The sequence below is a fragment of the Pseudomonas sp. 01L34 genome (assembly GCF_056400265.1).
Window position 1 is genome coordinate 431,393 of record NZ_JBFTSX010000004.1, and the last position, 23,332, is coordinate 454,724.

General features: G+C 60.8%; 16 protein-coding genes. 11 read left to right on the top strand and 5 right to left on the bottom strand.

The window, feature by feature from the left end:
- Window positions 1-194 precede the first annotated feature (194 nt).
- The 4 genes from xdhA to guaD all read left to right on the top strand — a co-directional run bounded on the left by xdhA (window position 195) and on the right by guaD (window position 6,364).
- Complete coding sequence (xdhA, locus tag AC1DQM_RS13975) at window positions 195-1,649, top strand: xanthine dehydrogenase small subunit (RefSeq protein WP_477746368.1); 1,455 nt, start codon at window positions 195-197, stop codon at window positions 1,647-1,649.
- Complete coding sequence (gene xdhB, locus AC1DQM_RS13980; RefSeq protein WP_477746369.1) at window positions 1,642-4,041, top strand: xanthine dehydrogenase molybdopterin binding subunit; 2,400 nt, start codon at window positions 1,642-1,644, stop codon at window positions 4,039-4,041. The genes xdhA and xdhB overlap by 8 nt, the downstream gene beginning before the upstream one ends.
- A 117-nt stretch (window positions 4,042-4,158) precedes the next feature.
- Complete coding sequence (gene xdhC / locus AC1DQM_RS13985) at window positions 4,159-5,004, top strand: xanthine dehydrogenase accessory protein XdhC (RefSeq protein ID WP_019579882.1); 846 nt, start codon at window positions 4,159-4,161, stop codon at window positions 5,002-5,004.
- A 61-nt stretch (window positions 5,005-5,065) separates the two neighbouring features.
- Window positions 5,066-6,364 carry a guanine deaminase gene (guaD, locus tag AC1DQM_RS13990; RefSeq protein WP_477746370.1) on the top strand — a complete coding sequence of 433 codons (1,299 nt, stop codon included), beginning with the start codon at window positions 5,066-5,068 and terminating at the stop codon, window positions 6,362-6,364.
- A 90-nt stretch (window positions 6,365-6,454) separates the two neighbouring features.
- Here guaD and AC1DQM_RS13995 read toward each other — a convergent pair whose 3' ends face one another.
- Complete coding sequence (locus AC1DQM_RS13995) at window positions 6,455-7,219, bottom strand: GntR family transcriptional regulator (protein WP_007941070.1); 765 nt, start codon at window positions 7,217-7,219, stop codon at window positions 6,455-6,457.
- Between the two features lie 409 nt (window positions 7,220-7,628).
- Here AC1DQM_RS13995 and AC1DQM_RS14000 point away from each other — a divergent pair, with 409 nt between their 5' ends.
- Window positions 7,629-8,819 carry a benzoate/H(+) symporter BenE family transporter gene (locus AC1DQM_RS14000; RefSeq protein WP_477746371.1) on the top strand — a complete coding sequence of 397 codons (1,191 nt, stop codon included), beginning with the start codon at window positions 7,629-7,631 and terminating at the stop codon, window positions 8,817-8,819.
- 40 nt (window positions 8,820-8,859) lie between these two features.
- On the opposite strand, the gene AC1DQM_RS14005 is transcribed toward AC1DQM_RS14000, so the two are convergent.
- Window positions 8,860-9,204 (bottom strand): YggL family protein, encoded by a 345-nt coding sequence (locus AC1DQM_RS14005; RefSeq protein WP_007941073.1) that lies wholly within the window; start codon window positions 9,202-9,204, stop codon window positions 8,860-8,862.
- Window positions 9,205-9,438: 234 nt separating this feature from the next.
- Here AC1DQM_RS14005 and dacB point away from each other — a divergent pair, with 234 nt between their 5' ends.
- Window positions 9,439-10,899: a D-alanyl-D-alanine carboxypeptidase/D-alanyl-D-alanine endopeptidase gene (dacB, locus tag AC1DQM_RS14010; protein ID WP_477746372.1), complete on the top strand. Its 1,461-nt coding sequence runs from the start codon at window positions 9,439-9,441 to the stop codon at window positions 10,897-10,899.
- Between the two features lie 95 nt (window positions 10,900-10,994).
- Here the strand turns inward: dacB and AC1DQM_RS14015 are convergent, their stop codons facing one another.
- Window positions 10,995-13,385, bottom strand: coding sequence for a sensor domain-containing diguanylate cyclase (locus AC1DQM_RS14015; RefSeq protein WP_477746373.1), 2,391 nt, complete (start codon window positions 13,383-13,385; stop codon window positions 10,995-10,997).
- Window positions 13,386-13,528: 143 nt separating this feature from the next.
- Window positions 13,529-15,799, bottom strand: a complete 2,271-nt coding sequence (gene rlmKL / locus AC1DQM_RS14020; protein ID WP_018925272.1) for a bifunctional 23S rRNA (guanine(2069)-N(7))-methyltransferase RlmK/23S rRNA (guanine(2445)-N(2))-methyltransferase RlmL — start codon at window positions 15,797-15,799, stop codon at window positions 13,529-13,531.
- Window positions 15,800-16,330: 531 nt separating this feature from the next.
- On the opposite strand from rlmKL, the gene rmf reads away from it, so the two are divergent.
- On the top strand, window positions 16,331-16,546 hold the full coding sequence (gene rmf, locus AC1DQM_RS14025; protein ID WP_003223300.1) for a ribosome modulation factor: 216 nt from the start codon (window positions 16,331-16,333) through the stop codon (window positions 16,544-16,546).
- Between the two features lie 307 nt (window positions 16,547-16,853).
- On the opposite strand, the gene AC1DQM_RS14030 is transcribed toward rmf, so the two are convergent.
- Entirely contained in the window at window positions 16,854-17,873 is a 1,020-nt protein-coding gene (locus AC1DQM_RS14030; RefSeq protein WP_026331742.1) for a quinone-dependent dihydroorotate dehydrogenase, read from the bottom strand.
- 226 nt (window positions 17,874-18,099) lie between these two features.
- Between AC1DQM_RS14030 and AC1DQM_RS14035 the strand changes: the two genes are divergently transcribed.
- The 4 genes from AC1DQM_RS14035 to AC1DQM_RS14050 all read left to right on the top strand — a co-directional run bounded on the left by AC1DQM_RS14035 (window position 18,100) and on the right by AC1DQM_RS14050 (window position 23,169).
- Window positions 18,100-19,311: a CmpA/NrtA family ABC transporter substrate-binding protein gene (locus AC1DQM_RS14035; RefSeq protein ID WP_477746374.1), complete on the top strand. Its 1,212-nt coding sequence runs from the start codon at window positions 18,100-18,102 to the stop codon at window positions 19,309-19,311.
- A 15-nt stretch (window positions 19,312-19,326) separates the two neighbouring features.
- Window positions 19,327-19,902 carry an ANTAR domain-containing response regulator gene (locus AC1DQM_RS14040; RefSeq protein ID WP_018925269.1) on the top strand — a complete coding sequence of 192 codons (576 nt, stop codon included), beginning with the start codon at window positions 19,327-19,329 and terminating at the stop codon, window positions 19,900-19,902.
- 377 nt (window positions 19,903-20,279) lie between these two features.
- Entirely contained in the window at window positions 20,280-21,491 is a 1,212-nt protein-coding gene (locus AC1DQM_RS14045; protein WP_018925267.1) for a nitrate/nitrite transporter, read from the top strand.
- Window positions 21,492-21,498: 7 nt separating this feature from the next.
- A complete protein-coding gene (locus AC1DQM_RS14050) occupies window positions 21,499-23,169 on the top strand; it encodes a bifunctional protein-serine/threonine kinase/phosphatase (protein ID WP_477746375.1) in 1,671 nt (556 codons plus the stop codon).
- Window positions 23,170-23,332: the final 163 nt, after the last annotated feature.

Below are 23,332 nucleotides of genomic sequence, written 5' to 3' on the forward strand. Positions count from 1 at the left end.
CCACCCAGCGGTTTTTGGCACGATTCAAGCAAAAAGCAGGCTATCCCGTGAGGGTCAATAATGAAGGAACGAGTCGTTGATCGACAAAATGCCATTTCCTGACCTTTAAGTCAGAAAATCATTGACCGGAAAGTCAGACCTGATAAATTCGGCTCATGTCGGTTAACAACAATAATGAGTTTGCGAGGCCATCCGTGATCCAGTTTTTACTCAACCAGGAACTCCGTAGCGAGCACGCCCTGGACCCGAACCTGACTGTGCTCAATTACTTGCGCGAACATGTGGGCAAACCCGGCACCAAAGAAGGCTGCGCCAGCGGTGACTGTGGCGCGTGCACTGTGGTGGTCGGCGAGTTGCAGACGGATGACGATGGCCGCGAACACATTCGCTATCGCAGCCTCAACTCGTGCCTGACCTTTGTTTCGTCGCTGCACGGCAAGCAACTGATCAGCGTCGAAGACCTCAAGCACCAAGGCCAACTGCACAGCGTGCAAAAAGCCATGGTCGAGTGCCACGGCTCGCAGTGCGGCTTCTGCACCCCGGGCTTTGTCATGTCGTTGTTCGCCCTGCAAAAGAACAGCGATCAACCGGACTCCCACAAGGCCCACGAAGCGCTGGCCGGCAACCTCTGCCGCTGCACCGGTTATCGGCCGATCCTGGCCGCCGCCGAGCAATCCTGCTGCAACAAGCAACCGGACCAGTTCGATGCTCGCGAAGCGCAAACCATCGCTCGCCTGAAAGCCATCGCCCCCACCGACATCGGTGAACTCAACAGTGGCGACAAACGCTGCCTGGTGCCGTTGACCGTGGCCGATCTGGCCGACCTCTACGACGCTTATCCACAGGCCCGCCTGCTGGCCGGCGGTACCGACCTGGCGCTGGAAGTCACGCAATTCCACCGCACCTTGCCGGTGATGATCTACGTCGGCAACGTCGCCGAAATGAAGCGCATCGAGCGCTTCGACGATCGCCTGGAAATCGGCGCCGCCACCGCCCTCTCCGACTGTTACGACGCTTTGAAGGCCGAGTACCCGGACTTCGGCGAATTGCTGCAGCGCTTCGCTTCGTTGCAGATTCGCAACCAGGGCACCCTCGGCGGCAATATAGGCAACGCCTCGCCGATCGGTGACTCGCCACCGCTGCTGATCGCCCTTGGCGCGCAGATCGTGCTGTGCAAAGGCGAGACTCGCCGCACCCTGGCCCTGGAAGATTACTTCATCGATTACCGGGTCACCGCGCGCCAGGAAAGCGAGTTCATCGAGAAGATCATCGTGCCCCGCGCCAGCGCTGAACAACTGTTCCGCGCCTACAAGGTGTCAAAGCGTCTGGACGACGACATTTCCGCAGTCTGCGCAGCCTTCAACCTGCGCATCGACAATGGCGTAGTCGCCGACGCCCGCGTTGCTTTCGGCGGCATGGCGGCCATCCCGAAACGTGCGAAAAACTGCGAAGCCGCGCTGGTTGGCGCACCGTTCAACAACGCCACCATTGAACGCGCCTGCGCCGCACTAGCCGAAGATTTCACACCGCTCTCGGACTTCCGCGCCAGCAAGGAATACCGCCTGCTCAGCGCGCAGAACCTGCTGCGCAAATACTTCATCGAACTGCAAACACCGCACATCGAGACTCGGGTGACCGCTTATGTCTAATCATCACGCCGTAGAGAAGACCCAAGCCGAACTGGCTGAATTGTTCGCCAAGGATCTGACCACCGGAGTCGGCCGCAGCGTCAAGCACGACAGCGCCGCCAAGCATGTGTCCGGAGAAGCGCAGTACATCGACGATCGGCTGGAATTCCCCAATCAGCTGCACGTTTATGCACGGCTGTCGGACCGCGCCCATGCGAAAATCATCAGCATCGATACCAAGCCCTGCTACGCCTTTGAAGGCGTGCGCATCGCCATCACCCACGAAGACGTGCCAGGCCTGAAAGACATCGGCCCGCTGTTGCCGGGCGATCCGCTGCTGGCCATCGATGATGTGCAGTTCGTCGGCCAACCGGTGCTCGCAGTCGCCGCGAAAGACCTGGAAACCGCGCGCAAAGCCGCGATGGCGGCGATCATCGAATACGAAGACCTCGAACCGGTTCTGGACGTGGTCGAAGCCCTGCGCAAACGCCATTTCGTGCTCGACAGCCATACCCACCAGCGCGGCGATTCGGCCAATGCCTTGGCCACTGCCGAGCATCGCATCCAGGGCACGCTGCACATCGGCGGCCAGGAACACTTTTATCTGGAAACCCAGATCTCTTCGGTGATGCCGACTGAAGACGGCGGGATGATCGTTTACTGCTCGACCCAGAACCCCACCGAAGTGCAGAAACTGGTGGCGGAAGTGCTGGACGTGTCGATGAACAAGATCGTCGTCGACATGCGCCGCATGGGCGGTGGTTTCGGCGGCAAGGAAACCCAGGCGGCAAGCCCGGCGTGCCTGTGCGCGGTGATCGCGCACCTGACCGGTCAACCCACCAAAATGCGCCTGCCGCGTGTCGAAGACATGCTGATGACCGGCAAGCGTCACCCGTTCTACGTCGAGTACGACGTGGGCTTCGACAGCACCGGCCGCCTGCACGGCATCGCCCTGGAGCTGGCCGGTAACTGCGGTTGCTCACCGGATTTGTCGGCGTCGATTGTCGACCGCGCGATGTTCCATGCCGACAACTCGTACTACCTGGGCGATGCGACCATCAATGGTCACCGCTGCAAGACCAACACCGCATCGAACACCGCTTACCGTGGCTTCGGTGGCCCGCAAGGCATGGTTGCGATCGAAGAAGTGATGGACGCCATAGCCCGTCATCTGGCCCTCGATCCGCTGGCGGTGCGCAAGGCCAACTACTACGGCAAGACCGAGCGCAACGTCACCCATTACTACCAGACCGTCGAGCACAACATGCTCGAGGAAATGACCGCCGAACTGGAAGCCAGCAGCCAGTACGCCGAGCGTCGCGAAGCGATTCGCCGCTACAACGCCAACAGCCCGATCCTGAAAAAAGGCCTGGCGCTGACCCCGGTGAAATTCGGTATTTCCTTCACCGCCAGTTTCCTCAACCAGGCCGGTGCGCTGGTGCATGTCTACACCGACGGCAGCATCCACCTGAACCACGGCGGCACCGAGATGGGCCAGGGCCTGAACACCAAGGTTGCACAAGTGGTGGCTGAAGTATTCCAGGTGGAAATGGACCGGGTGCAGATCACCGCGACCAACACCGACAAAGTGCCGAACACCTCGCCGACCGCCGCTTCCAGCGGCGCCGACCTCAACGGTAAAGCCGCACAGAATGCCGCGGAAATCATCAAGAAACGCCTGGTGGAATTTGCCGCGCGACAATACAAGGTCAGCGAAGAAGACGTGGAATTCCACAACGGTCATGTGCGGGTTCGCGATCACATCCTGACGTTCGAAGCGCTGATCCAGCAGGCGTATTTCGCCCAGGTGTCGTTGTCGAGCACTGGCTTCTACAAGACTCCGAAAATCTACTACGACCGCAGTCAGGCTCGCGGTCGGCCGTTCTACTACTACGCCTTCGGCGCGGCCTGCGCCGAGGTGATCGTCGACACCCTGACCGGCGAGTACAAGATGCTGCGTACCGACATCCTCCACGACGTCGGCGCCTCGCTGAACCCGGCCATCGACATCGGTCAGGTCGAGGGCGGCTTCATCCAGGGCATGGGGTGGCTGACCATGGAAGAACTGGTGTGGAACGACAAAGGCAAACTGATGACCAACGGCCCGGCCAGCTACAAAATCCCGGCCGTGGCGGACATGCCGTTGGACCTGCGGGTGAAGCTGGTGGAAAACCGCAAGAACCCGGAAGACACGGTGTTCCATTCCAAGGCTGTGGGTGAGCCGCCGTTCATGCTTGGCATCGCCGTCTGGTGCGCGATCAAGGACGCCGTGGCGAGTTTGGGCGACTACCGGCATCAACCGAAAATCGACGCGCCGGCGACGCCGGAGCGGGTGTTGTGGGGCTGTGAGCAGATGCGTCAGTTGAAGGCTTTGAAGCCTGTTGAGGCTGAAGCCGAGTTGGCTTCGCTGTAAGACCTAGGCGCGGCCATCGCAAGCAAGCAAGCTCCCACAGGTACGATGCATTCCTTGTGGGAGCGTGGCTTGCCCGCGATGAGACCCGAACAGACAACAGAGATGTTGAGGTGAACCATGTACAACTGGATCGACGCCCTCGCCGACCTGCAAAACCGGGGTGAACCCTGTGTGTTGGTGACCATTATCGAAGAGCTCGGCTCGACGCCGCGCAATGCCGGCTCGAAGATGGTCATCAGCGCCACGCAAACGTTCGACACCATTGGTGGCGGGCATCTGGAATACAAGGCCATGCAGATCGGCCGCGAGATGCTTGCCAGCGGCCGGCAGGACACCCATCTGGAGCGCTTCAGCCTCGGCGCCAGCCTGGGCCAGTGCTGCGGCGGCGTGACCGTGCTGCTGTTCGAACCGATGGGCCAGGTGCAAGCGCAGATTGCTGTATTCGGCGCCGGACACGTCGGTCGGGCGCTGGTGCCGCTGCTCGCCAGCCTGCCCTGCCGGGTGCGCTGGATCGATTCGCGGGAAGCCGAATTCCCCGAACAGATCCCCCACGGTGTGCGCAAAATCGTCACCGAAGAACCGCTGGATGAAGTCGATGACCTGCCCGCTGGCAGCTACTGCATTGTCATGACCCACAACCACCAGCTCGACCTCGAACTCACCGCCGCGATCCTCAAGCGCAACGACTTCGCCTACTTCGGCCTGATCGGTTCGAAAACCAAACGGGTGAAATTCGAACACCGCCTGCGTGATCGTGGTTTCGACAGTGCCGTGCTGCAACGCATGCGCTGCCCGATGGGGCTGGGCGAAGTCAAAGGCAAGTTGCCTGTGGAAATCGCCATCTCCATCGCCGGCGAAATCATCGCCACCTATAACGCGAATTTCGGCCAGCACACCGCCAGCGCCGGATCATCGATCGCCAAACTGCTGCCTGCTTCGCGCCGCAGCCAAGCTTCTAACTGAAGAGCTTCGAACTGAAAAGCCTCGAATTGCAAAGCTTCGAACCAATTGAGAACCCAAGCCAATGACTCGCAAAGCCTACCGCGCCGCCATTTTGCACAGCATCGCCGACCCTGCCGAAGTGGGCATCGAAGCCTCCTACGAATATTTCGAAGACGGCCTGCTGGTGGTCGAGAACGGCCAGATCAACGCCATCGGCCACGCCAGCGAATTGCTGCCAACGCTGCCGGCCGACATCGAGATCACCCATTATCAGAACGCACTGATCACTCCCGGCTTCATCGACACCCACATTCACCTGCCGCAAACCGGCATGGTCGGCGCCTACGGCGAGCAACTGCTGGACTGGCTGAACACCTACACCTTTCCGTGCGAAAGCCAGTTTGCCGACAAGGTTCACGCCGATGAAGTCGCAGATATTTTCATCAAGGAACTGCTGCGCAACGGCACCACCACCGCCCTGGTCTTCGGCAGCGTGCATCCGCAATCGGTGAACTCGTTTTTCGAGGCTGCCGAGCAACTGGATCTGCGAATGATCGCCGGCAAGGTGATGATGGATCGCAACGCGCCGGACTACCTGACTGACACTGCCGAATCGAGCTACGTCGAAAGCAAGGCGCTGATCGAACGCTGGCACGGCAAGAGCCGCCTGCATTACGCCGTCACCCCGCGCTTCGCCCCGACCAGCACCCCGGAGCAACTGACCCTCGCCGGCCAGTTGCTCAGCGAATACCCGGATCTGTACATGCAGACCCACATCAGCGAAAACCTCAAGGAAGTCGAGTGGGTCAAGGAACTGTTCCCGGAGCGCAAGGGCTACCTGGACGTCTACGATCACTACCAACTGCTCGGCGAGCGCTCGGTGTTCGCCCACGGCGTGCACCTGTGCGACGACGAATGCGCGCGCCTGGCACAGACCGGATCGGCGATTGCGTTCTGCCCGACCTCGAACTTCTTCCTCGGCAGCGGCTTGTTCAACCTGCCGATGGCCGAGAAGCACAAGCTGAATGTCGGCCTGGGCACGGACGTCGGTGGCGGCACCAGTTTCTCGCTGCTGCAAACCCTGAACGAAGCGTACAAGGTCATGCAGCTGCAAGGCGCACGGCTGAGCCCGTTCAAGTCGCTTTACCTCGCCACCCTCGGCGGTGCCCGCGCGCTGCGCCTGGAAGACAAGATCGGCACCCTGCAACCGGGCACCGACGCGGACTTCCTGGTGCTGGACTACAACGCGACGCCGCTGCTGAGCTATCGCCTGAAGCAGGCCAATAACATAGCCGAGACGTTGTTTGTGTTGATGACGCTGGGGGATGATCGGACTGTGCTGCAGACGTACGCGGCGGGGCATCTGGTGCATCAGCGTTAAGGTTTTTCGGGCATAAAAAATCCCCCGCACTCATTGATTGCGGGGGATTTTTTTGTCGCCTGTCAGACCGCTATCGCGACTCGGCCCGATTTATAGCTTGGCAGTCGAGCGCCCTGGCTTCTTGGTCTGCAACAGATGCGAGAACACCGCATGCAAATCATCCGACGCGCTTTCTTCGTCGAGGTTGAGTTTGCTGTCGATGTGGTCCATGTGATGCATCATCAAATCCACCGCCAGCGTCGCGTCCCGCGCTTCGATGGCGTCGATCAGCTGGGTGTGTTCATCGTAGGAACAGTGGGAACGGTTGCCGCTCTCATACTGGGCGATGATCAGCGATGTCTGGGACACCAGGCTGCGCTGGAAGCTGATCAGCGGCGCGTTCTTCGCCGCTTCGGCCAGTTTCAAGTGGAACTCGCCCGACAGACGAATACCGGCACCGCGATCGCCACGGGAGAAGCTGTCGCGCTCGTCGTTGACCATCTGCCGCAAGTCGGCAATCTGCTCGGCAGTGGCGTGCTGCACCGCCAATTCAGTGATCGCCCGCTCCACCAGACGCCGCGCCATGAACACCTGACGGGCCTCTTCAACACTCGGGCTGGCGACGACAGCGCCGCGATTCGGACGCAGCAACACCACGCCTTCATGGGCCAGACGCGACAGCGCGCGGCGAATGATGGTGCGACTGACCCCGAAAATTTCCCCCAGCGCTTCTTCGCTCAACTTGGTGCCGGGAGCCAGACGCTGTTCGAGGATGGCCTCGAAGATATGCGCGTAGACAATATCGTCCTGGGTACCGCTGCGGCCGGCTTTGCCTGCTCGCGGTTGTTTCTTGAGGGGTTGCAACTGTTCGTTCATGGGCACTCGAGTCGGGAGAACTGCGGCGAATTGACCGTGACTGTAATACGGCACAGTGGGTCACTGGCAAGTATCGCGTAAAAAACACTGCAATTGTACACAATGGCGGGTGGCAACACGACTGTACGGCTGTTTGTCGCCTTTGCTGTATTGCAACGACCGGTTACGTTTCAGTTTAGGCTTGAACGCACAAACCTGTGGGCGGGAACTGAAGTGAAGAGACCATTGTGGCGAGGGAGCTTGCTCCCGCTCGGCGGCGAAGCCGTCGTTGATGCTGCTAACGCGCTTCATCTATCTGAGCGCATTGGATTGTTTGGGGGGCCGCTTCGCAGCCCAGCGGGAGCAAGCTCCCTCGCCACAAAAGCTCCCCGGAGTTGATTATTTCTATAAAACAAGGAACACCGCTGTCATGACCGACGCCACGCACACGCAGCTTCGTCCCCTGACCGACACGTCGCCCTCGGCCATTGTCGCCGGGTTCATCGCCATGATGACCGGTTACACCAGTTCGCTGGTGCTGATGTTCCAGGCCGGGCAAGCGGCGGGCCTGAGCAGCGGGCAGATTTCGTCGTGGATCTGGGCGATCTCCATCGGCATGGCGGTGTGCTCGATCGGCCTGTCCTTGCGCTATCGCACCCCGATTACCATTGCCTGGTCGACCCCCGGCGCGGCGTTGCTGATCACCAGCCTGGGCGGTGTTTCCTATGGCGAGGCCATCGGCGCCTACATTACTTGCGCAGTGTTGGTGACCGTGTGCGGCCTGACGGGCAGTTTCGAACGGCTGATGAAAAAGATTCCGGCCTCGTTGGCGGCAGCGTTGCTGGCGGGGATTCTGTTCAAGATCGGCAGCGAGATTTTCGTCGCCGCCCAGCACCGCACCGCGCTGGTCCTGGGGATGTTCTTCACATATCTGCTGGTCAAGCGCCTGTCGCCACGCTACGCCGTGCTCGCGGCACTGTTGATCGGCACCGCGCTGGCCGGTTTCATGGGGTTGCTGGATTTCAGTGGCTTTCACCTGGAAGTCGCGACGCCGGTCTGGACCACGCCGCATTTCTCCCTGGCCGCGACCATCAGCATCGGCATCCCGCTGTTCGTGGTGGCGATGACCTCGCAGAACATGCCGGGCATCGCCGTTTTGCGCGCCGACGGCTACAACGTCCCGGCCTCGCCGCTGATCACCACCACTGGGATTGCCTCGTTGCTGCTGGCGCCGTTTGGCTCCCACGGGATCAACCTGGCCGCCATCAGCGCAGCGATCTGCACCGGGCCACATGCCCATGAAGATCGCAACAAGCGCTACACGGCCGCGGTCTGGTGCGGGATTTTCTACGGGATTGCCGGGGTGTTCGGTGCAACTCTGGCGGCGTTGTTTGCCGCATTGCCTAAAGAACTGGTGCTGTCGATTGCCGCGCTGGCGCTGTTCGGCTCAATCATCAACGGTCTGAGCATTGCCATGGCGCAAGTGCAGGAACGGGAAGCGGCGCTGATTACCTTTATGGTGACGGCATCGGGGCTGACGCTGTTTTCCATCGGCTCGGCGTTCTGGGGGATTGTCGCGGGGGTGTTGACGCTGGTGATTCTGAATTGGCGTAAAGCCTGAAAAAAAACGGCGACCCTTGGGGTCGCCGTTTTTTAGAACATCAGGCTACCGGATTGATCGGCTTTTCCGGGTACCAGACGTCGATCAGCGGGCTGACAGTAGCTTCTGTCAGTTCGCTGCGGCCCTTGAGCCAGGCTTCAACAGCGGCACGCTGTGCTTCGGTCACCGAGCCACGCTTCTGCAGGCAAACCAGACCGAAGTCATCGCCGCCCACATAACCCAGACCGTTGGCTTCCATGGCTTCTTTCAGGAACGCGTCGAGGAAAGCATCAATGGCTTCATCAGCCAAATCTTCTTTGAAATCCAGGTTCAGTTCGAAACCCAGCTCTTGAAATTCATCGACGCACAGTTTTTTGCGCAGACGCTGGGAACGGTTAGTCGCCATTGGAACAATCCTCATAAGTAATAACGGGCGGCACTTTAGCAGTTTCAGGCGCCGATTACCCGCCTCAGAACGGCGCGACGTCTACCGTCGGTAAAAAAATAGCGGATTAGTCGACCAAGGTGCGGCACAAGCCCTTGCACCTTGGGGCATAATGCCGACACTTTCATGACCGCTGAGGGAATTTATCACCATGCCCTCGTCTTTTTTCCCCTCGGCTGTAGGGTTTTATTTCAGATGATCAAATCTTTGCGTCCATTGCTGCTGGCCAGCCTTCTTCTGCCCCTGGCCCTCCCCGTTTCCGCCGCACCGATCAACACCGCCCTGTCGCCCAACGTTGAAAAGGCCCTCAAGGCCAGCAAATTGCCGGACAGTGCCTTGTCGCTGGTGATGATCCCGCTTAACGGTCCGGGCACCCCAACCGTTTATAACGCTGACGTTTCGGTCAACCCGGCCTCGACCATGAAACTGGTCACCACCTATGCCGCGCTGGAAATGCTTGGCCCGAACCACCAGTGGAAAACCGAGTTCTACACCGATGGCACCCTCAGCGGTGGCATCCTCAACGGTAACCTCTACCTCAAGGGTGGCGGCGATCCGAAGCTGAACATGGAAAAACTCTGGCTGCTGATGCGCGACTTGCGCGCCAATGGCGTGACCCAGGTCACCGGCGACCTGGTGCTGGACCGCGGCTTCTTCGTGCAGCCGCAACTGCCCGAGTTCAACGACGACGGCAATGACGAGAACAAACCGTTCCTGGTCAAGCCCGACGCACTGCTGGTCAACCTCAAGGCCCTGCGTTTCGTGGCCCGCAACGACTCGGGCAAGGTCCTGGTGTCGGTCGAGCCGCCGATTGCCAGCATCCGCATCGACAATCAGGTCAAGGCGCTCAACTCCAAGCAATGCACCGGGGGCGTGCGCTACAACCCGGTGACCCAGGCTGATGGCAGCGTCACCGTGACCGTCGGCGGCCAGTTGGGCGAAGGTTGCAGCTCCCAGACCTATTTGTCGCTACTCGACCACGCGACCTACACCGCCGGCGCCGTGCGCGCGATCTGGAAGGAATTGGGCGGCAGCATCCAGGGCCAGGATCGTCTGGCACCGACGCCGAGCAGCGCCAAGGTGCTGGCCCGGGCCTACTCGCCAGACCTGGCGGAAATCATTCGCGACATCAACAAATACAGTAACAACACTATGGCTCAGCAGTTGTTCCTGAGCCTGGGCCAGAAGTTCCGCACCGACGCCGACAGTGATGACGCCAAAGCGGCCCAGCGTGTGGTGCGTCAGTGGCTGGCGCAGAAAGGCATCACCGCACCGCACCTGGTGATGGAGAACGGTTCCGGCCTGTCCCGCGCCGAACGGGTAAGCGCACGTGAAATGGCCGCAATGCTGCAAGCCGCCTGGCGCAGCCCGTACGCCGCCGAGTTCATCAGCTCGATGCCGATTGCCGGCACCGACGGCACCATGCGCAAACGCCTGAAACACACGGCCATGACCGGTGAAGCCCACGTCAAGACTGGCACCCTGAACACCGTGCGTGCCATCTCCGGCTTCAGCCGCGATGTCAATGGCAATACCTGGGCGGTGGTGGCGATTCTTAACGACAAGGCTCCGTTTGGCGCGTCTTCGGTGCTGGATCAGGTGCTGCTGGACCTGTATCGCCAGCCGAAACTGCCGACCACGGCATCGGTGTTGTAACCGGATCCATAGAACACCTCAGATCCAATGTCGGAGATTCTATGTTGCAGGGCAACCCTGCAACATAGAATCTCCAACAGGGTCTGTATGCAGACCTAGCTCATCTGCCCTTCAACCCGATCCCTTCCCGCCTGCTTCGCCGCGTAAACCCCCGAATCCGCCCGCAACAGCAACGCATCCGCGCCTTCCCCGGCCCGCCAGCTGGCAATCCCGAAACTCGCGGTAACGATCCCCACCTCGTCGATCGGCGAACTGCGCAACCCTTGCCACAGTTCCAAGGCCAGCACATGAGCCTGCTCGCCGTCGATGTCCGGACAGAGCACCATGAACTCTTCGCCCCCCAGGCGACAGAACACATCGGTGCGCCGCAGGCGACGGCCAATACGCTCACACACCGCCTGCAATACCCGATCGCCCACGGCATGGCCGTGCTGGTCATTGATGCGTTTGAAGTGGTCGATGTCGAGCATGATCACCGACAACTCGCCACCGCCGCGCTCGACCCGGGCCATTTCGGTGGTCAGGCGCTCCTGGAAGTAGCGGCGGTTATAAATCCCGGTCAATGAGTCGGTCACCGACAGTGCGCGCAACTCCTCTTCCACCCGCTTGAGGTCGGAAATGTCCGAAATGTAGCCATGCCACAGCACACCGCCACCGGGCAGTTCCTCCGGCGTTGCTTCGCCGCGGACCCAGCGCAGGCCACGCTCGGGCAATTGCACGCGATACTCTTCGCGCCAGGGGCTGAGGTTGTCCGCCGACACCTGGATCGACGCGCGGACCCGGCGCGAGTCCTGAGGATGAATCCGCGAGAACACCGCTTCGGCATTGCTCAGCAGTACCTCCAATTCGAGTTCGTAGATCTCGCGCATCCCGTCGCTGGCGTAGATAATGCTGAAGCGCCCATCGAACTCCATCTTGAACTGGTAAATCCCGCCGGGCACATGGGCACTGAGCTTCTTCAACAACAGGTCCCGCGCCGCCAGAGCCTCGTGGACACGCTTGCGCTCGGTGACGTCGATACAGATCGCCAGGTGCCCAACCCACAGCCCTTGTTCGTCGAGAACTGGGGTCGCCAGCATGTTCACCGTCAAATGGCTGCCGTCGCGGCGCACCAGCGTCCACTCCCGGGCTTCGTGACCGCCCTCTTCCCCGCCTTCGACCAACATGGCCTGACAGGTCGGAATCGGCTTGCCATAGCGCGCGCTCAACTCCGCCGACCGCGCCTCGAGCTCCCGGGGCAGGTGCAGGTTTTCCAGGGTCATGTGGCCCACGGCCTGCGCACTGGAGTAACCGAGCATGTGCTCGGCACCGGCATTGAAAGTGCTGACGATCCCCCGCAGGTCGGTGGCGATGATCGCCACCTGAGTCGCAGCATCCAGCACGCCGCGCAATTGGCCATGCGTGCCGCGCAGCTCTTGCTCACGGGCGTGCAGTTCCTCGGTCCGTTGCTCGACCATTTTCAGCGCCCGTTGCCGCTGGCTGACCAACACATAGAGAAACACACTGAGCAACAAGCTGAGTAAACCACCCAGCACCACCTGGCTGGTCACTGAAGAATGGTTGGCTTGCAGGAACGCAGCACTGGGGCGCATATCCACTTGATAATCGTGGTCGGCCAGGCGCAGCAAGCGCGTAGAGGACAAGTCACTGGCCCCCGCCGGGTTGGTCGACTCGTACAGCACCTCGTGTTGGTCATCGGTGGACAAGTCGAGGATGCGCACCGAGAGAGAATCATGATTCTCTTCCGGCAGCCCGTCCGCCAGCAGCTGGCGCATGCTGATCACCGCCATCACATATCCGGCGGGCGTGGTGCCCGGCAGCTGCTGACGGCTGACCGGTGCCACCAGCAACACACCCCGTGAATAGGCGGGCTCAATGCTTACCAGATGCAATGGTTGCGAGACAGCCATGCGGCCAGTTCGATCGGCACGCTCCAGGGTCGAACGGCGCAGGGGCTGGGCCAGCAGGTCGTAACCCAGCGGCGTGGGCAGTCGGCTCTGGGTTTGGGTATAGAGCACCGGTACGTACTCGTCCCGCTCCGCGGCCGGTTGCAACCGGCCGTCGGCGGTGAGTTCGCGAAAGGTGAAATTGCTCAAGCCTTCGTCATGCACGAAGCGTTCAAGCAAGGGGCGTTCGGCGCGGGAAACCCGTGGTGCCCAGGAATAGGCTTGGGTGCGCCGCAAAAGAGGTTTGGCGTAACCGTCGAATTCCTCGCGGGACACCGACTCGGAATTGGCGAAGAACCGGCGCAGGCCATCAAGGCGCTGCTCCTGATCTTCGAAACGTTCTACGATACGGCTGTAGCGTTCACTGGCGAGCAGTTGGAAACGTTGCCGCATTTGCTGATGAAACTGATTGAGTGTTGCCCAGGCCAGCAACCCCGTAAGAATCCCGCCGACGAGCAATACCAGCAGCGCGACCAGCCAGGCCGAGACATCTTCGCTGATAAAACCCAGGATCTTGGGGCGCACGGCGTGTAACGACATAAACGCAACTCATAACGCCAGGTGCCGGAAAGCCCATTGGCCATGAGTTGAGTTATAGCTATTAGCCACTAATTTGACCAGCACTGAAAGAACCAAAGAGCCTTTAAAAATCAAGGCTCTGTGGATCCAATCAGGCTTAAGTGTCAGCGAGCAGTGATCTTCCAGGCACGGTGGATCTTGCCATTACGGGCGAAATCCGGATCGATGGTCTGGGCCGTGATTTCCTCAACGGCATAACGCTCGGTGAGGTTTTCCTCGAGCTGGAACTTGCGGAAGTTGTTGGAGAAGTACAACACCCCACCCGGTGCCAGTCGCGCCATGGCCAGGTCGATCAACTGCACCTGGTCACGCTGCACGTCGAAGATCCCTTCCATGCGCTTGGAGTTGGAGAAGGTCGGCGGGTCGATGAAGATCAGGTCGTATTCGTCACGGCAGGCGTCGAGCCAGGCCATCACGTCGCCCTGCTCCAGACGGTTCTTGTCGGAGAAACCGTTCAGCGACAGATTGCGCCGCGCCCAGTCCAGGTAAGTTTTCGACAGGTCGACGCTGGTGGTGCTGCGCGCACCGCCCTTGGCCGCATGCACGCTGGCGGTCGCGGTGTAGCAATACAGGTTGAGGAAGCGTTTGCCGGCCGCCTCTTTCTGAATCCGCATGCGCATCGGCCGGTGGTCGAGGAACAACCCGGTGTCGAGGTAGTCGGTGAGGTTCACCAGCAGCTTCACGCCGCCTTCGTTGACCTCGTTGAACTTGCCCTGGGCGCTCTGGCGTTCGTACTGCTTGGTGCCGCTCTGACGTTCGCGACGCTTGACCACCACGCGGCTCTTGTCGATGTTCAACGCCTGCGGGATTGCCGCGAGGGCATCGAACATCCGCGCCGAGGCTTTTTCCGGATCGATGGATTTCGGCGCGGCGTATTCCTGAACGTGGACCCAGTCGTGATACAGGTCGATGGCCATGGAATATTCCGGCATGTCGGCATCGTAGACGCGGTAGCAGTCGATGCCTTCACGCTTGACCCACTTGCCCAGCGCCTTGACGTTCTTTTGCAGACGGTTGGCAAACATCTGCCCACCTTCGCTCAGGCGCGGCTGCTCGATCACCGGGGCGGGTGCCGGAGCCGGTTTGATCGGATTGCCGTTCTTGTTGTACTTGCGCTCTTGCGGCTCACTCGGCGCTTCATCGTAGGCCGCCTGTTCACGCTCGGCCTGACGCTGTTCCGGGGTGCGACGCTCGCCGGTGACGAACTGGTCTGGCGTGACCTTGATCAACAGCAATTTGCACGGCAACGCGCCGTTCCAGAACGAATACTGTTTGTGGCTGCGGATGCCCATGCGCTTGCCCAGGTCCGGAGCACCGGTGAACACCGCCGCCTCCCAGTTCAAGCACGCCTGACGCAGACGCTCACCGAGGTTCTGGTAGAGGTAGAGCAGGCTCGCCTCATCGCCCAGACGCTCGCCGTACGGAGGGTTGCAGATCACCAGGCCTTTCTGGTTCTGGTCCGGACGCGGCTCGAACGTTGCCACTTCGCCCTGGTAAATCTTGATCCACTCGCTCAGGCCGGCACGTTCGACGTTGTTGCGGCCCGGTTGAATCAGGCGTGGGTCGGCTTCGTAACCGCGAATCCACAGCGGTGGCTTGGCCAGGCCGGCCGCGGCGCGTTCAGTGGCTTCTTCGTGGAGTTTTTTCCACAGCGCCGGCACGTGCCCGAGCCAGGCGGTGAAGCCCCACTGCTCGCGGCGCAGGTTCGGTGCCATGTCGGCGGCGATCATGGCGGCTTCCACCAGGAACGTGCCGACACCGCACATCGGGTCAGCCAGCGCGCCACCATCGGCGGCAATGCGCGGCCAGCCGGAACGGATCAGAATCGCTGCCGCGAGGTTTTCCTTCAGCGGCGCCGCGCCTTGCTGCAAGCGATAACCGCGCTGGTGCAGGCTGTGCCCGGACAGGTCGAGGGACAGGATGGCTTCGCCACGGTCCAGACGCAGGTGAACGCGCAGGTCGGGGTTGAGCTTGTCGATGGACGGGCGATCGCCTTGCGGGGTGCGCAGTTTGTCGACGATGGCATCCTTGACCTTCAAGGCGCCAAAGTGCGTGTTGTCGATGCCAGAGCCGTGACCGCTGAATTCGACGGCCAGGGTGCCGTCGTTGAGCATGTGGTCTTGCCAATCGATATCCAGCACGCCGTGATAGAGATCTTCGGCGTCCTTCATCGGGAAGCGCTTGAGCACCAACAGCACCCGGTTCGCCAGACGCGACCACAGGCACAGGCGATAAGCGGTTTCCATGGTGGCCATGCCGCGCACAGCCGAGGTGTGCTCGCGTGCTTCCTCAAGGCCAAGCCCGACGGCTTCCTCGATGAGCAGACCTTCAAGGCCTTTGGGGCAAGTGAGGAAGAGTTCGAAACGATCGGACATGGTAATTCCAGAGCCTTTAGCTAAGTGAACCGGCAACGCGTTGCCGATCCGGTTTTCAATCAGGCGTTTTTCTAACAGAACGCCCGCGTGGCACGAAGGTGTGCCGTCCCACCCTGACTGCTCGGGTTAAAAGAGCTTAGATGCCAGGGCAGATAAAAAAGTTGATGAAACAAAATGTCATAAGTCGACCCTTCGTCGAATAATACCCAAGAGCAACGGGTGTCATTCTCGTTAAGGCGCAACCCCCAGCATCCCAGCGAAGGGCCGATCATACCGGGCTTTGGCCAATCAACACGGCACAAATATCGTGTTACTTATGGCCATACCATCTTTATGGTTACGTTCTTATGACAAAACGGTCATTCCCTCGATGTGACGCATTGGTTAGAACTCCACTCAGGTTGACGTCGCAACGGCGTCAACACCTTGGCTCGCGACGCCGGCAGCGAGCCACCAACGGCAGAATTTTTCTGCCTGACCTCGATTGAGGTCGACGCGATACATACAGTCAACAAGTGAGGGAAACACCCTATGAGAAGACTTAAGCGTGATCCGTTGGAAAGAGCATTTTTGCGCGGATATCAATATGGCGTTGGTGGTAAATCCCGTGAGCTTTGCCCTTTTACTCTACCGTCGGTACGCCAAGCCTGGATCAATGGCTGGCGAGAAGGACGCGGCGACAATTGGGACGGTATGACCGGCACTGCGGGAATCCACAGACTCAACGAACTTCACGCCGTCGGCTAATACAGGGCACACACTCCGACACGACAATCTGATTACGCTACGACTTAACCACGCACGTCCTATCCGGACGGCGGGCTTCGGCCCAGGGGCTCCTTCGGGGAGCCCTTTTTTATGCCTGCTCCAAATTCAGCGAAGAAACCATTGTGGCGAGGGGGCTTGCCCCCGTTGGGCTGCGAAGCGGCCCCAAAACCAGGCAACGCGGTGAATCAGAGAGAACATGGACACAGGGTTTACGACTGCTTCGCAGCTGAACGGGGGCAAGCCCCCTCGCCACAAAAGCCCTCAGCACAATGCCCCTACACTGTCTTCAGCGCAGCGCGGCGATGGCATCTACCGATTCACGAATCAGTGCCGGGCCTTTATAGATAAAGCCCGAATAGATCTGCACCAGGCTCGCACCCGCAGTGATTTTCTCAGCCGCGTGCTTGCCTTCGGTGATACCGCCCACGGCGATGATCGGCAAGCGACCGGCCAGTTCCGCCGCCAGCACCTTCACGGTGTGGGTGCTCTTGTCGCGAACCGGGGCGCCGGACAATCCGCCCGCCTCGTCACCGTGCTCCAGGCCTTCGACGCCGACGCGGCTCAGGGTGGTGTTGGTGGCGATCACCGCATCCATCCCGGTTTCGATCAACGCCTGGGCGACTTGAGCGGTTTCTTCATCGCTCATGTCCGGTGCGATCTTGATCGCCAAAGGCACATGTTTGCCGTGGCGCAGGGCCAATTCCGCCCGGCGCGTGGCCAGGTCGGCAAGCAATTGCTTGAGCGAATCGCCGAATTGCAGGCTGCGCAGGCCCGGTGTGTTCGGCGAGCTGACATTGACCGTCACGTAGCTGGCGTGTGCATAGACCTTGTCCAGGCAGATCAGGTAGTCGTCAACCGCACGTTCAACCGGCGTATCAAAGTTCTTGCCGATATTGATACCCAGCACGCCCTTGTACTTGGCTGCCGCCACGCGAGCGAGCAAGTGATCGACGCCGAGGTTGTTGAAACCCATGCGGTTGATGATCGCCTCGGCTTGCGGCAAGCGGAAAATCCGTGGTTTCGGATTACCCGGTTGCGGACGCGGGGTAATGGTACCGATTTCGACGAAACCGAAACCCAGTTGGGCAAACCCGTCGATCGCCGCGCCGTTCTTGTCCAGACCGGCCGCCAGACCGACCGGGTTCGGGAATTCCAGGCCCATGACCGTCACCGGCATTTTCGCCGGTGCCTTGCACAGTAAGCCGTTGAGGCCCAAACGCCCGCCCGCGCCGATCAGGTCCAGGGACAGATCGTGGGAGGTTTCCGGGGAAAGTTTGAACAGCAGCTGACGGGCCAGGGTGTACATGGGCAGGCTTGACTCGGGTGGCGATGAGAGGCGGCGATTATAGCCGCGCATCGAGTCCACAGGCGAGGCGCACGACAAAATCAGCCAGCGATGGCATATGCCTTGCACCAACATGATCATCAGCACTCATGCCAACGACGGAATGAGTGGAAGGACAATGGCGTCGTCACCGGCTCTGCTCGCGCAGAGGCCATGGGACGACGTTTTTTTTGGAAGGTGCAAATCGATGAATGAACCATCAGCCGGCCCACTGGCCTGGGTCAACGGCAGCGATGCCCCGGAAAAAACCGAAATAAACCTTGGCTTCATGGCTCTGAGCGACTGCGCCTCAGTGGTGGTCGCCGCCACCCAGGGCTTCGCCCAGCCTTACGGTCTGACCCTGAACCTCAAGCGCCAGTCGTCCTGGGCCAACCTGCGGGACAAACTGGTCAGCGGCGAACTCGACGCCGCCCACAGCCTGTACGGCCTGATTTACGCCGTGCATCTGGGCATCGGCGGCGTAGCCTCCACCGATATGGCTGTGCTCATGGGCCTGAACCAGAATGGCCAGAGCATCAACCTCTCCCACGGCTTGCAGGCCTTGGGCGTGACCAGTCCTGAAGCACTGGACCATCACGTGCACCAAAGTCGCCCAAAACTGACCTTCGCCCAGACATTTCCCACAGGCACCCACGCCATGTGGCTGTATTACTGGCTGGCGAGCCAGGGCATTCATCCGTTGCAGGATGTCGACAGCGTGGTGGTGCCGCCGCCACAAATGGTCGCGCACCTGCAAGCCGGGCGCATCGACGGGTTCTGCGTCGGCGAACCGTGGGCTGCCAGTGCGGTGCGACAGAATCTCGGTTTCACCATGGCCACCACTCAGACCATCTGGCCCGACCACCCGGAAAAAGTCCTCGGCTGCACCCGCGCCTTCGTCGAGCAATACCCCAATACCGCCCGGGCCCTGGTGATGGCGATCCTCGAGGCCAGCCGCTTCATCGAAGCCAGCCGCGAAAATCGCCGCAGCACCGCGCAACTGTTGAGCGCCCCCGAATACCTCGATGCCCCGCTCGATTGCATCGAACCGCGCTTGCTCGGCGACTATACCGACGGCCTGGGCAATCACTGGCAAGACCCGCATGCGATGCGTTTCCACAGTGGCGGCGAGGTCAATCTGCCGTATTTGTCCGACGGCATGTGGTTCATGACCCAGTTCCGTCGCTGGGGCTTGTTGCGCGACGACCCGGATTACCTCCGCGTGGCCCGTCAGGTCCAGCAACTAGACTTATACCGTGAGGCCGCCACCGCTGTCGGCGTGCCCGCCCAGGCTCAGGAAATGCGCAGTAGTCAACTGATCGACGGCAAAGTCTGGGACGGTTCGGACCCGGCCGGCTATGCCCGCAGCTTCACGCTGCACGCCATGAGCGACAGCGCTCCCCTTCTCGCCAGCCGCTGACAGGAGCCTGCGAATATGTTGCGTATCCTGCTGATCAATGACACCGCGAAAAAAGTCGGGCGTCTGAAAGCGGCCCTGACCGAAGCCGGGTTCGAAGTCATCGACGAGTCCGGCCTGACCATTGACCTGCCCGCGCGCGTCGAAACGGTGCGTCCGGACGTGATTCTGATCGATACCGAGTCACCGAGCCGCGATGTGATGGAACAAGTGGTGCTGGTTACTCGCGACCAACCACGACCAATCGTGATGTTCACCGACGAGCACGATCCCGGCGTGATGCGCCAGGCGATCAAGTCCGGCGTCAGTGCCTACATCGTCGAAGGCATTCACGCACAACGCTTGCAGCCGATTCTCGACGTGGCCATGGCTCGCTTTGAAAGCGATCAGGCCCTGCGCGCGCAACTGCACGCCCGCGACCAGCAACTGGCCGAGCGCAAGCGCATCGAGCTGGCCAAGGGGCTGCTGATGAAGATGAAGGACTGCAACGAAGAAGAGGCCTACACCCTGATGCGCCGCCAGGCCATGAGCCGCCAGCAGAAGCTGATACAGGTGGCGGAGCAAATCATTGCCATGAGTGAACTGTTGGGTTGATCCGATCATTGTGGCGAGGGGGCTCGCCCCCGTTGGGCTGCGAAGCGGCCCCTTGCATTCCTTCAGAAGACTTCGCAAACAGGTCTTGCGACGGCTTCGCCGCCGAACGGGGTGATGCGGCGGTCCGACAAGCCCCCTCGCCACAAAAAGCAGATTGTTGGCACAGATCTCGCTAAGTAATCCCTGCAAGGTAACCAACGGCGGTTGCCCCACCTACGACAAAGACGTCGCTCACCTCATTCGCCCCCTTTTGCGAATCAGGTAGCGGCGTTTTTCCGTTTTGGCCCCAGAGACCGGGGCTGGTGGTGCGGCCGTTGCGGCGCCCCACCTGCAAGCTCATGACTCCTTCTTGATACGCCTGACAGCTGAGGTGCGCGATGAATTCAAGCTTCTGGAAATCCGGCCATACCCCGACACTGTTCGCAGCCTTCCTCTATTTCGATCTGAGCTTCATGGTCTGGTACCTGCTCGGCCCCCTGGCGGTGCAGATCGCCGCTGACCTGCACCTGACCACCCAACAGCGCGGGCTGGTGGTGGCCACGCCGATTCTGGCCGGTGCCGTATTGCGCTTTGCGATGGGCCTGCTGGCTGATCGCCTGTCGCCAAAAACCGCCGGGATCATCGGCCAGATAATCGTCATCAGCGCCCTGCTCGTTGCCTGGAAAGTCGGCATCCACAGTTACGAGCAGGCGCTGTTGCTGGGCCTGTTCCTCGGCATGGCCGGTGCGTCCTTCGCCGTCGCCCTGCCGCTGGCCTCGCAATGGTATCCGCCGCAGCACCAAGGCAAAGCCATGGGCATCGCCGGTGCCGGTAACTCGGGCACCGTGCTGGCCGCCCTGATCGCTCCGGTGCTGGCCGCCGCGTATGGCTGGAGCAACGTGTTCGGCTTCGCCCTGATCCCGTTGATCCTGACCCTGATCGTCTTCGCCTGGCTGGCCAAGAACGCCCCTGAGCGGCCGAAAGCCAAGTCCATGGCCGACTACCTCAAGGCCCTGGGTGACCGCGACAGCTGGTGGTTCATGTTTTTCTACAGCGTGACCTTCGGCGGCTTCATCGGTCTGGCCAGCGCCCTGCCTGGCTACTTCAACGACCAGTACGGCTTGAGCCCGGTGACCGCCGGTTACTACACCGCGGCGTGTGTATTCGGTGGCAGCCTGATGCGTCCGTTGGGTGGCGCGCTGGCGGATCGCTTCGGCGGGATTCGCACCCTGTTGGCGATGTACACCGTGGCAGCGATCTGCATTGCGACCGTGGGTTTCAATCTGCCGAGTTCCTACGCAGCATTGGCGCTTTTCGTCTGCACTATGCTCGGTTTAGGTGCAGGTAACGGTGCCGTATTCCAGTTGGTCCCACAGCGTTTTCGTCGGGAGATCGGTGTGATGACCGGTTTGATCGGCATGGCCGGTGGCATCGGTGGCTTCGCACTGGCGGCCGGCATGGGCGCGATCAAGCAAAGTACCGGCAGCTATCAAATGGCCTTGTGGTTGTTCGCCAGCCTCGGCGTACTCGCCTGGTTCGGTCTGCACGGGGTGAAACGTCGCTGGAGAACCACTTGGGGTTCGGCAGCCGTCACCGCTGCTCGGGTGTGAGGATTTAATGAGCCTGCAACTGAGTTTTGCCGAAGCCAGCGCCATCGGGCCTCGCGAAGAGAACCAGGACGCTCTGCGCCTGGTCACTCCGGCCCCGGCACTGGCGGCGAGCAAGGGTTACCTGTTCGCCATCGCCGACGGCGTCAGCCAATGCGCCGACGGCGGTCTCGCGGCCCGTTCGACCTTGCAGGCTTTGGCGCTGGATTATTACGCCACACCGGAAACCTGGGGTGTCGCCCAGGCACTCGATCGCCTGCTGCTGGCGCAAAACCGCTGGTTGCAGGCCAACGGCGGCGGGCAACCGCTGCTGACCACGGTCAGTGCCTTGGTGATGCGCGGCAGGCGTTTCACTTTGGCGCATGTCGGCGATTGCCGGGTTTACCGCTGGCACGCCGACACCTTGCAACGGGTGAGCGAGGATCACGTCTGGGACCAGCCGGGCATGCAGCATGTGCTCAAGCGGGCCTTGGGGCTGGATCAACATCTGGTGCTGGACTTTCTGGACGGCGAATTGCGCCTGAACGAGAGTTTCGTGCTGCTCAGCGACGGCATCTGGGCCGTGCTGGGCGACACCGCCATCGCGGCGATTCTGCGCGATCAACCTGACCTCAACAGTGCCGCGCAGACCCTGGTCAGCGCCGCGCACCTGGCCGGCAGCCAGGACAATGCCAGCGCCCTGCTGGTGCGGGTCGATGCCCTTGGCGAAACCAGCATTGGCGATGCACTGATTCACCTGCAGCAATGGCCTCTGCCGCCTGCACTGAAACCCGGCCAGACCTTCGAAGGCTGGCAGGTCGAAGGGATCCTCGGCCAGAGCCAGCAATCGCTGCTCTACCGGGTGCGCGATGCACAACAACAGCGCTGGCTACTGAAAACCTTGCCCGGCGCTCTGCGTGACGATCACCAGGCCGGGCAGGCATTGTTGTCGGAGGAATGGTTTCTCAAGCGTGTAGCCGGTCGGCATTTCCCTGAAGTCCATGCCGCCAGTCAGCGTCAGCATTTGTATTACGTGATGCGTGAGTATTCCGGATCGACCCTGGCTGAGTTGCATGAGCGCGTCACAACGCTGCCACTGGCGCAATGGCAGGACTTGGCCGAACGCTTGCTGCGGGCTGTCGGCATCCTGCATCGACGGCAGATTCTGCATCGCGATATCAAACCGGAGAATCTGCTGCTGGGGGACGACGGCGAGTTGCGCCTGCTGGATTTCGGCCTCGCCTACTGTCCGGGGCTGTCCGAAGATCAAGCCTTCGCCCTGCCTGGAACGCCCAGCTATATCGCGCCAGAAGCGTTCCGCGGCGACCTGCCGACACCACAACAGGATCTGTATGCCGTCGGCGTGACCTTGTACTACCTGCTCACCGGGCATTATCCCTACGGCGAAATCGAAGCGTTCCAGCGCCCACGGTTTGGCGTGCCTGTCAGCGCCAGTCGCTACCGGCCCGACCTGCCGGAATGGATCGCGCAAAGTCTGGAGCGCGCGGTGGCGGTAGACCCGGATCAGCGCTTTGAAACGGCCGAAGAGTGGTTGTTGCTGCTGGAACAGGGGGAACGACGCAGTTTGAGCGTGCGCCCCAGACCGTTGCTGGAGCGCGAACCGTTGAAGGTCTGGCGGACGTTGGCGCTGGTATCGTTGCTGGTGAATCTGGTGCTGCTGTTTTTGTTGTTTCATGGCTAACACCCATTCTTTGTAGCAGCTACAGAGACCGCGCCAATTGCGGGCAACATGCATTGTTTCGGTGCACAAACATCCCAATCAAATACCGAGACCGCGACCAACCCCAGCAAATTCTGGCGTCTGAAGAACTTGGCACAACCACTGCATTACCTTTCCCAACAGA

Bases quoted from the DNA above. Each gene is read 5' to 3' on its own strand.
- rmf (WP_003223300.1), top strand. From the start codon at position 16,331: ATGAGAAGACTTAAGCGTGATCCGTTGGAAAGAGCATTTTTGCGCGGA.
- AC1DQM_RS14045 (WP_018925267.1), top strand. From the start codon at position 20,280: ATGAATTCAAGCTTCTGGAAATCCGGCCATACCCCGACACTGTTCGCA.
- AC1DQM_RS14000 (WP_477746371.1), top strand. From the start codon at position 7,629: ATGACCGACGCCACGCACACGCAGCTTCGTCCCCTGACCGACACGTCG.
- dacB (WP_477746372.1), top strand. From the start codon at position 9,439: ATGATCAAATCTTTGCGTCCATTGCTGCTGGCCAGCCTTCTTCTGCCC.
- xdhC (WP_019579882.1), top strand. From the start codon at position 4,159: ATGTACAACTGGATCGACGCCCTCGCCGACCTGCAAAACCGGGGTGAA.
- AC1DQM_RS14030 (WP_026331742.1), bottom strand. From the start codon at position 17,873: ATGTACACCCTGGCCCGTCAGCTGCTGTTCAAACTTTCCCCGGAAACC.
- rlmKL (WP_018925272.1), bottom strand. From the start codon at position 15,799: ATGTCCGATCGTTTCGAACTCTTCCTCACTTGCCCCAAAGGCCTTGAA.
- guaD (WP_477746370.1), top strand. From the start codon at position 5,066: ATGACTCGCAAAGCCTACCGCGCCGCCATTTTGCACAGCATCGCCGAC.
- AC1DQM_RS14050 (WP_477746375.1), top strand. From the start codon at position 21,499: ATGAGCCTGCAACTGAGTTTTGCCGAAGCCAGCGCCATCGGGCCTCGC.
- AC1DQM_RS14035 (WP_477746374.1), top strand. From the start codon at position 18,100: ATGAATGAACCATCAGCCGGCCCACTGGCCTGGGTCAACGGCAGCGAT.
- AC1DQM_RS14015 (WP_477746373.1), bottom strand. From the start codon at position 13,385: ATGTCGTTACACGCCGTGCGCCCCAAGATCCTGGGTTTTATCAGCGAA.
- AC1DQM_RS13995 (WP_007941070.1), bottom strand. From the start codon at position 7,219: ATGAACGAACAGTTGCAACCCCTCAAGAAACAACCGCGAGCAGGCAAA.
- xdhB (WP_477746369.1), top strand. From the start codon at position 1,642: ATGTCTAATCATCACGCCGTAGAGAAGACCCAAGCCGAACTGGCTGAA.
- AC1DQM_RS14005 (WP_007941073.1), bottom strand. From the start codon at position 9,204: ATGGCGACTAACCGTTCCCAGCGTCTGCGCAAAAAACTGTGCGTCGAT.
- AC1DQM_RS14040 (WP_018925269.1), top strand. From the start codon at position 19,327: ATGTTGCGTATCCTGCTGATCAATGACACCGCGAAAAAAGTCGGGCGT.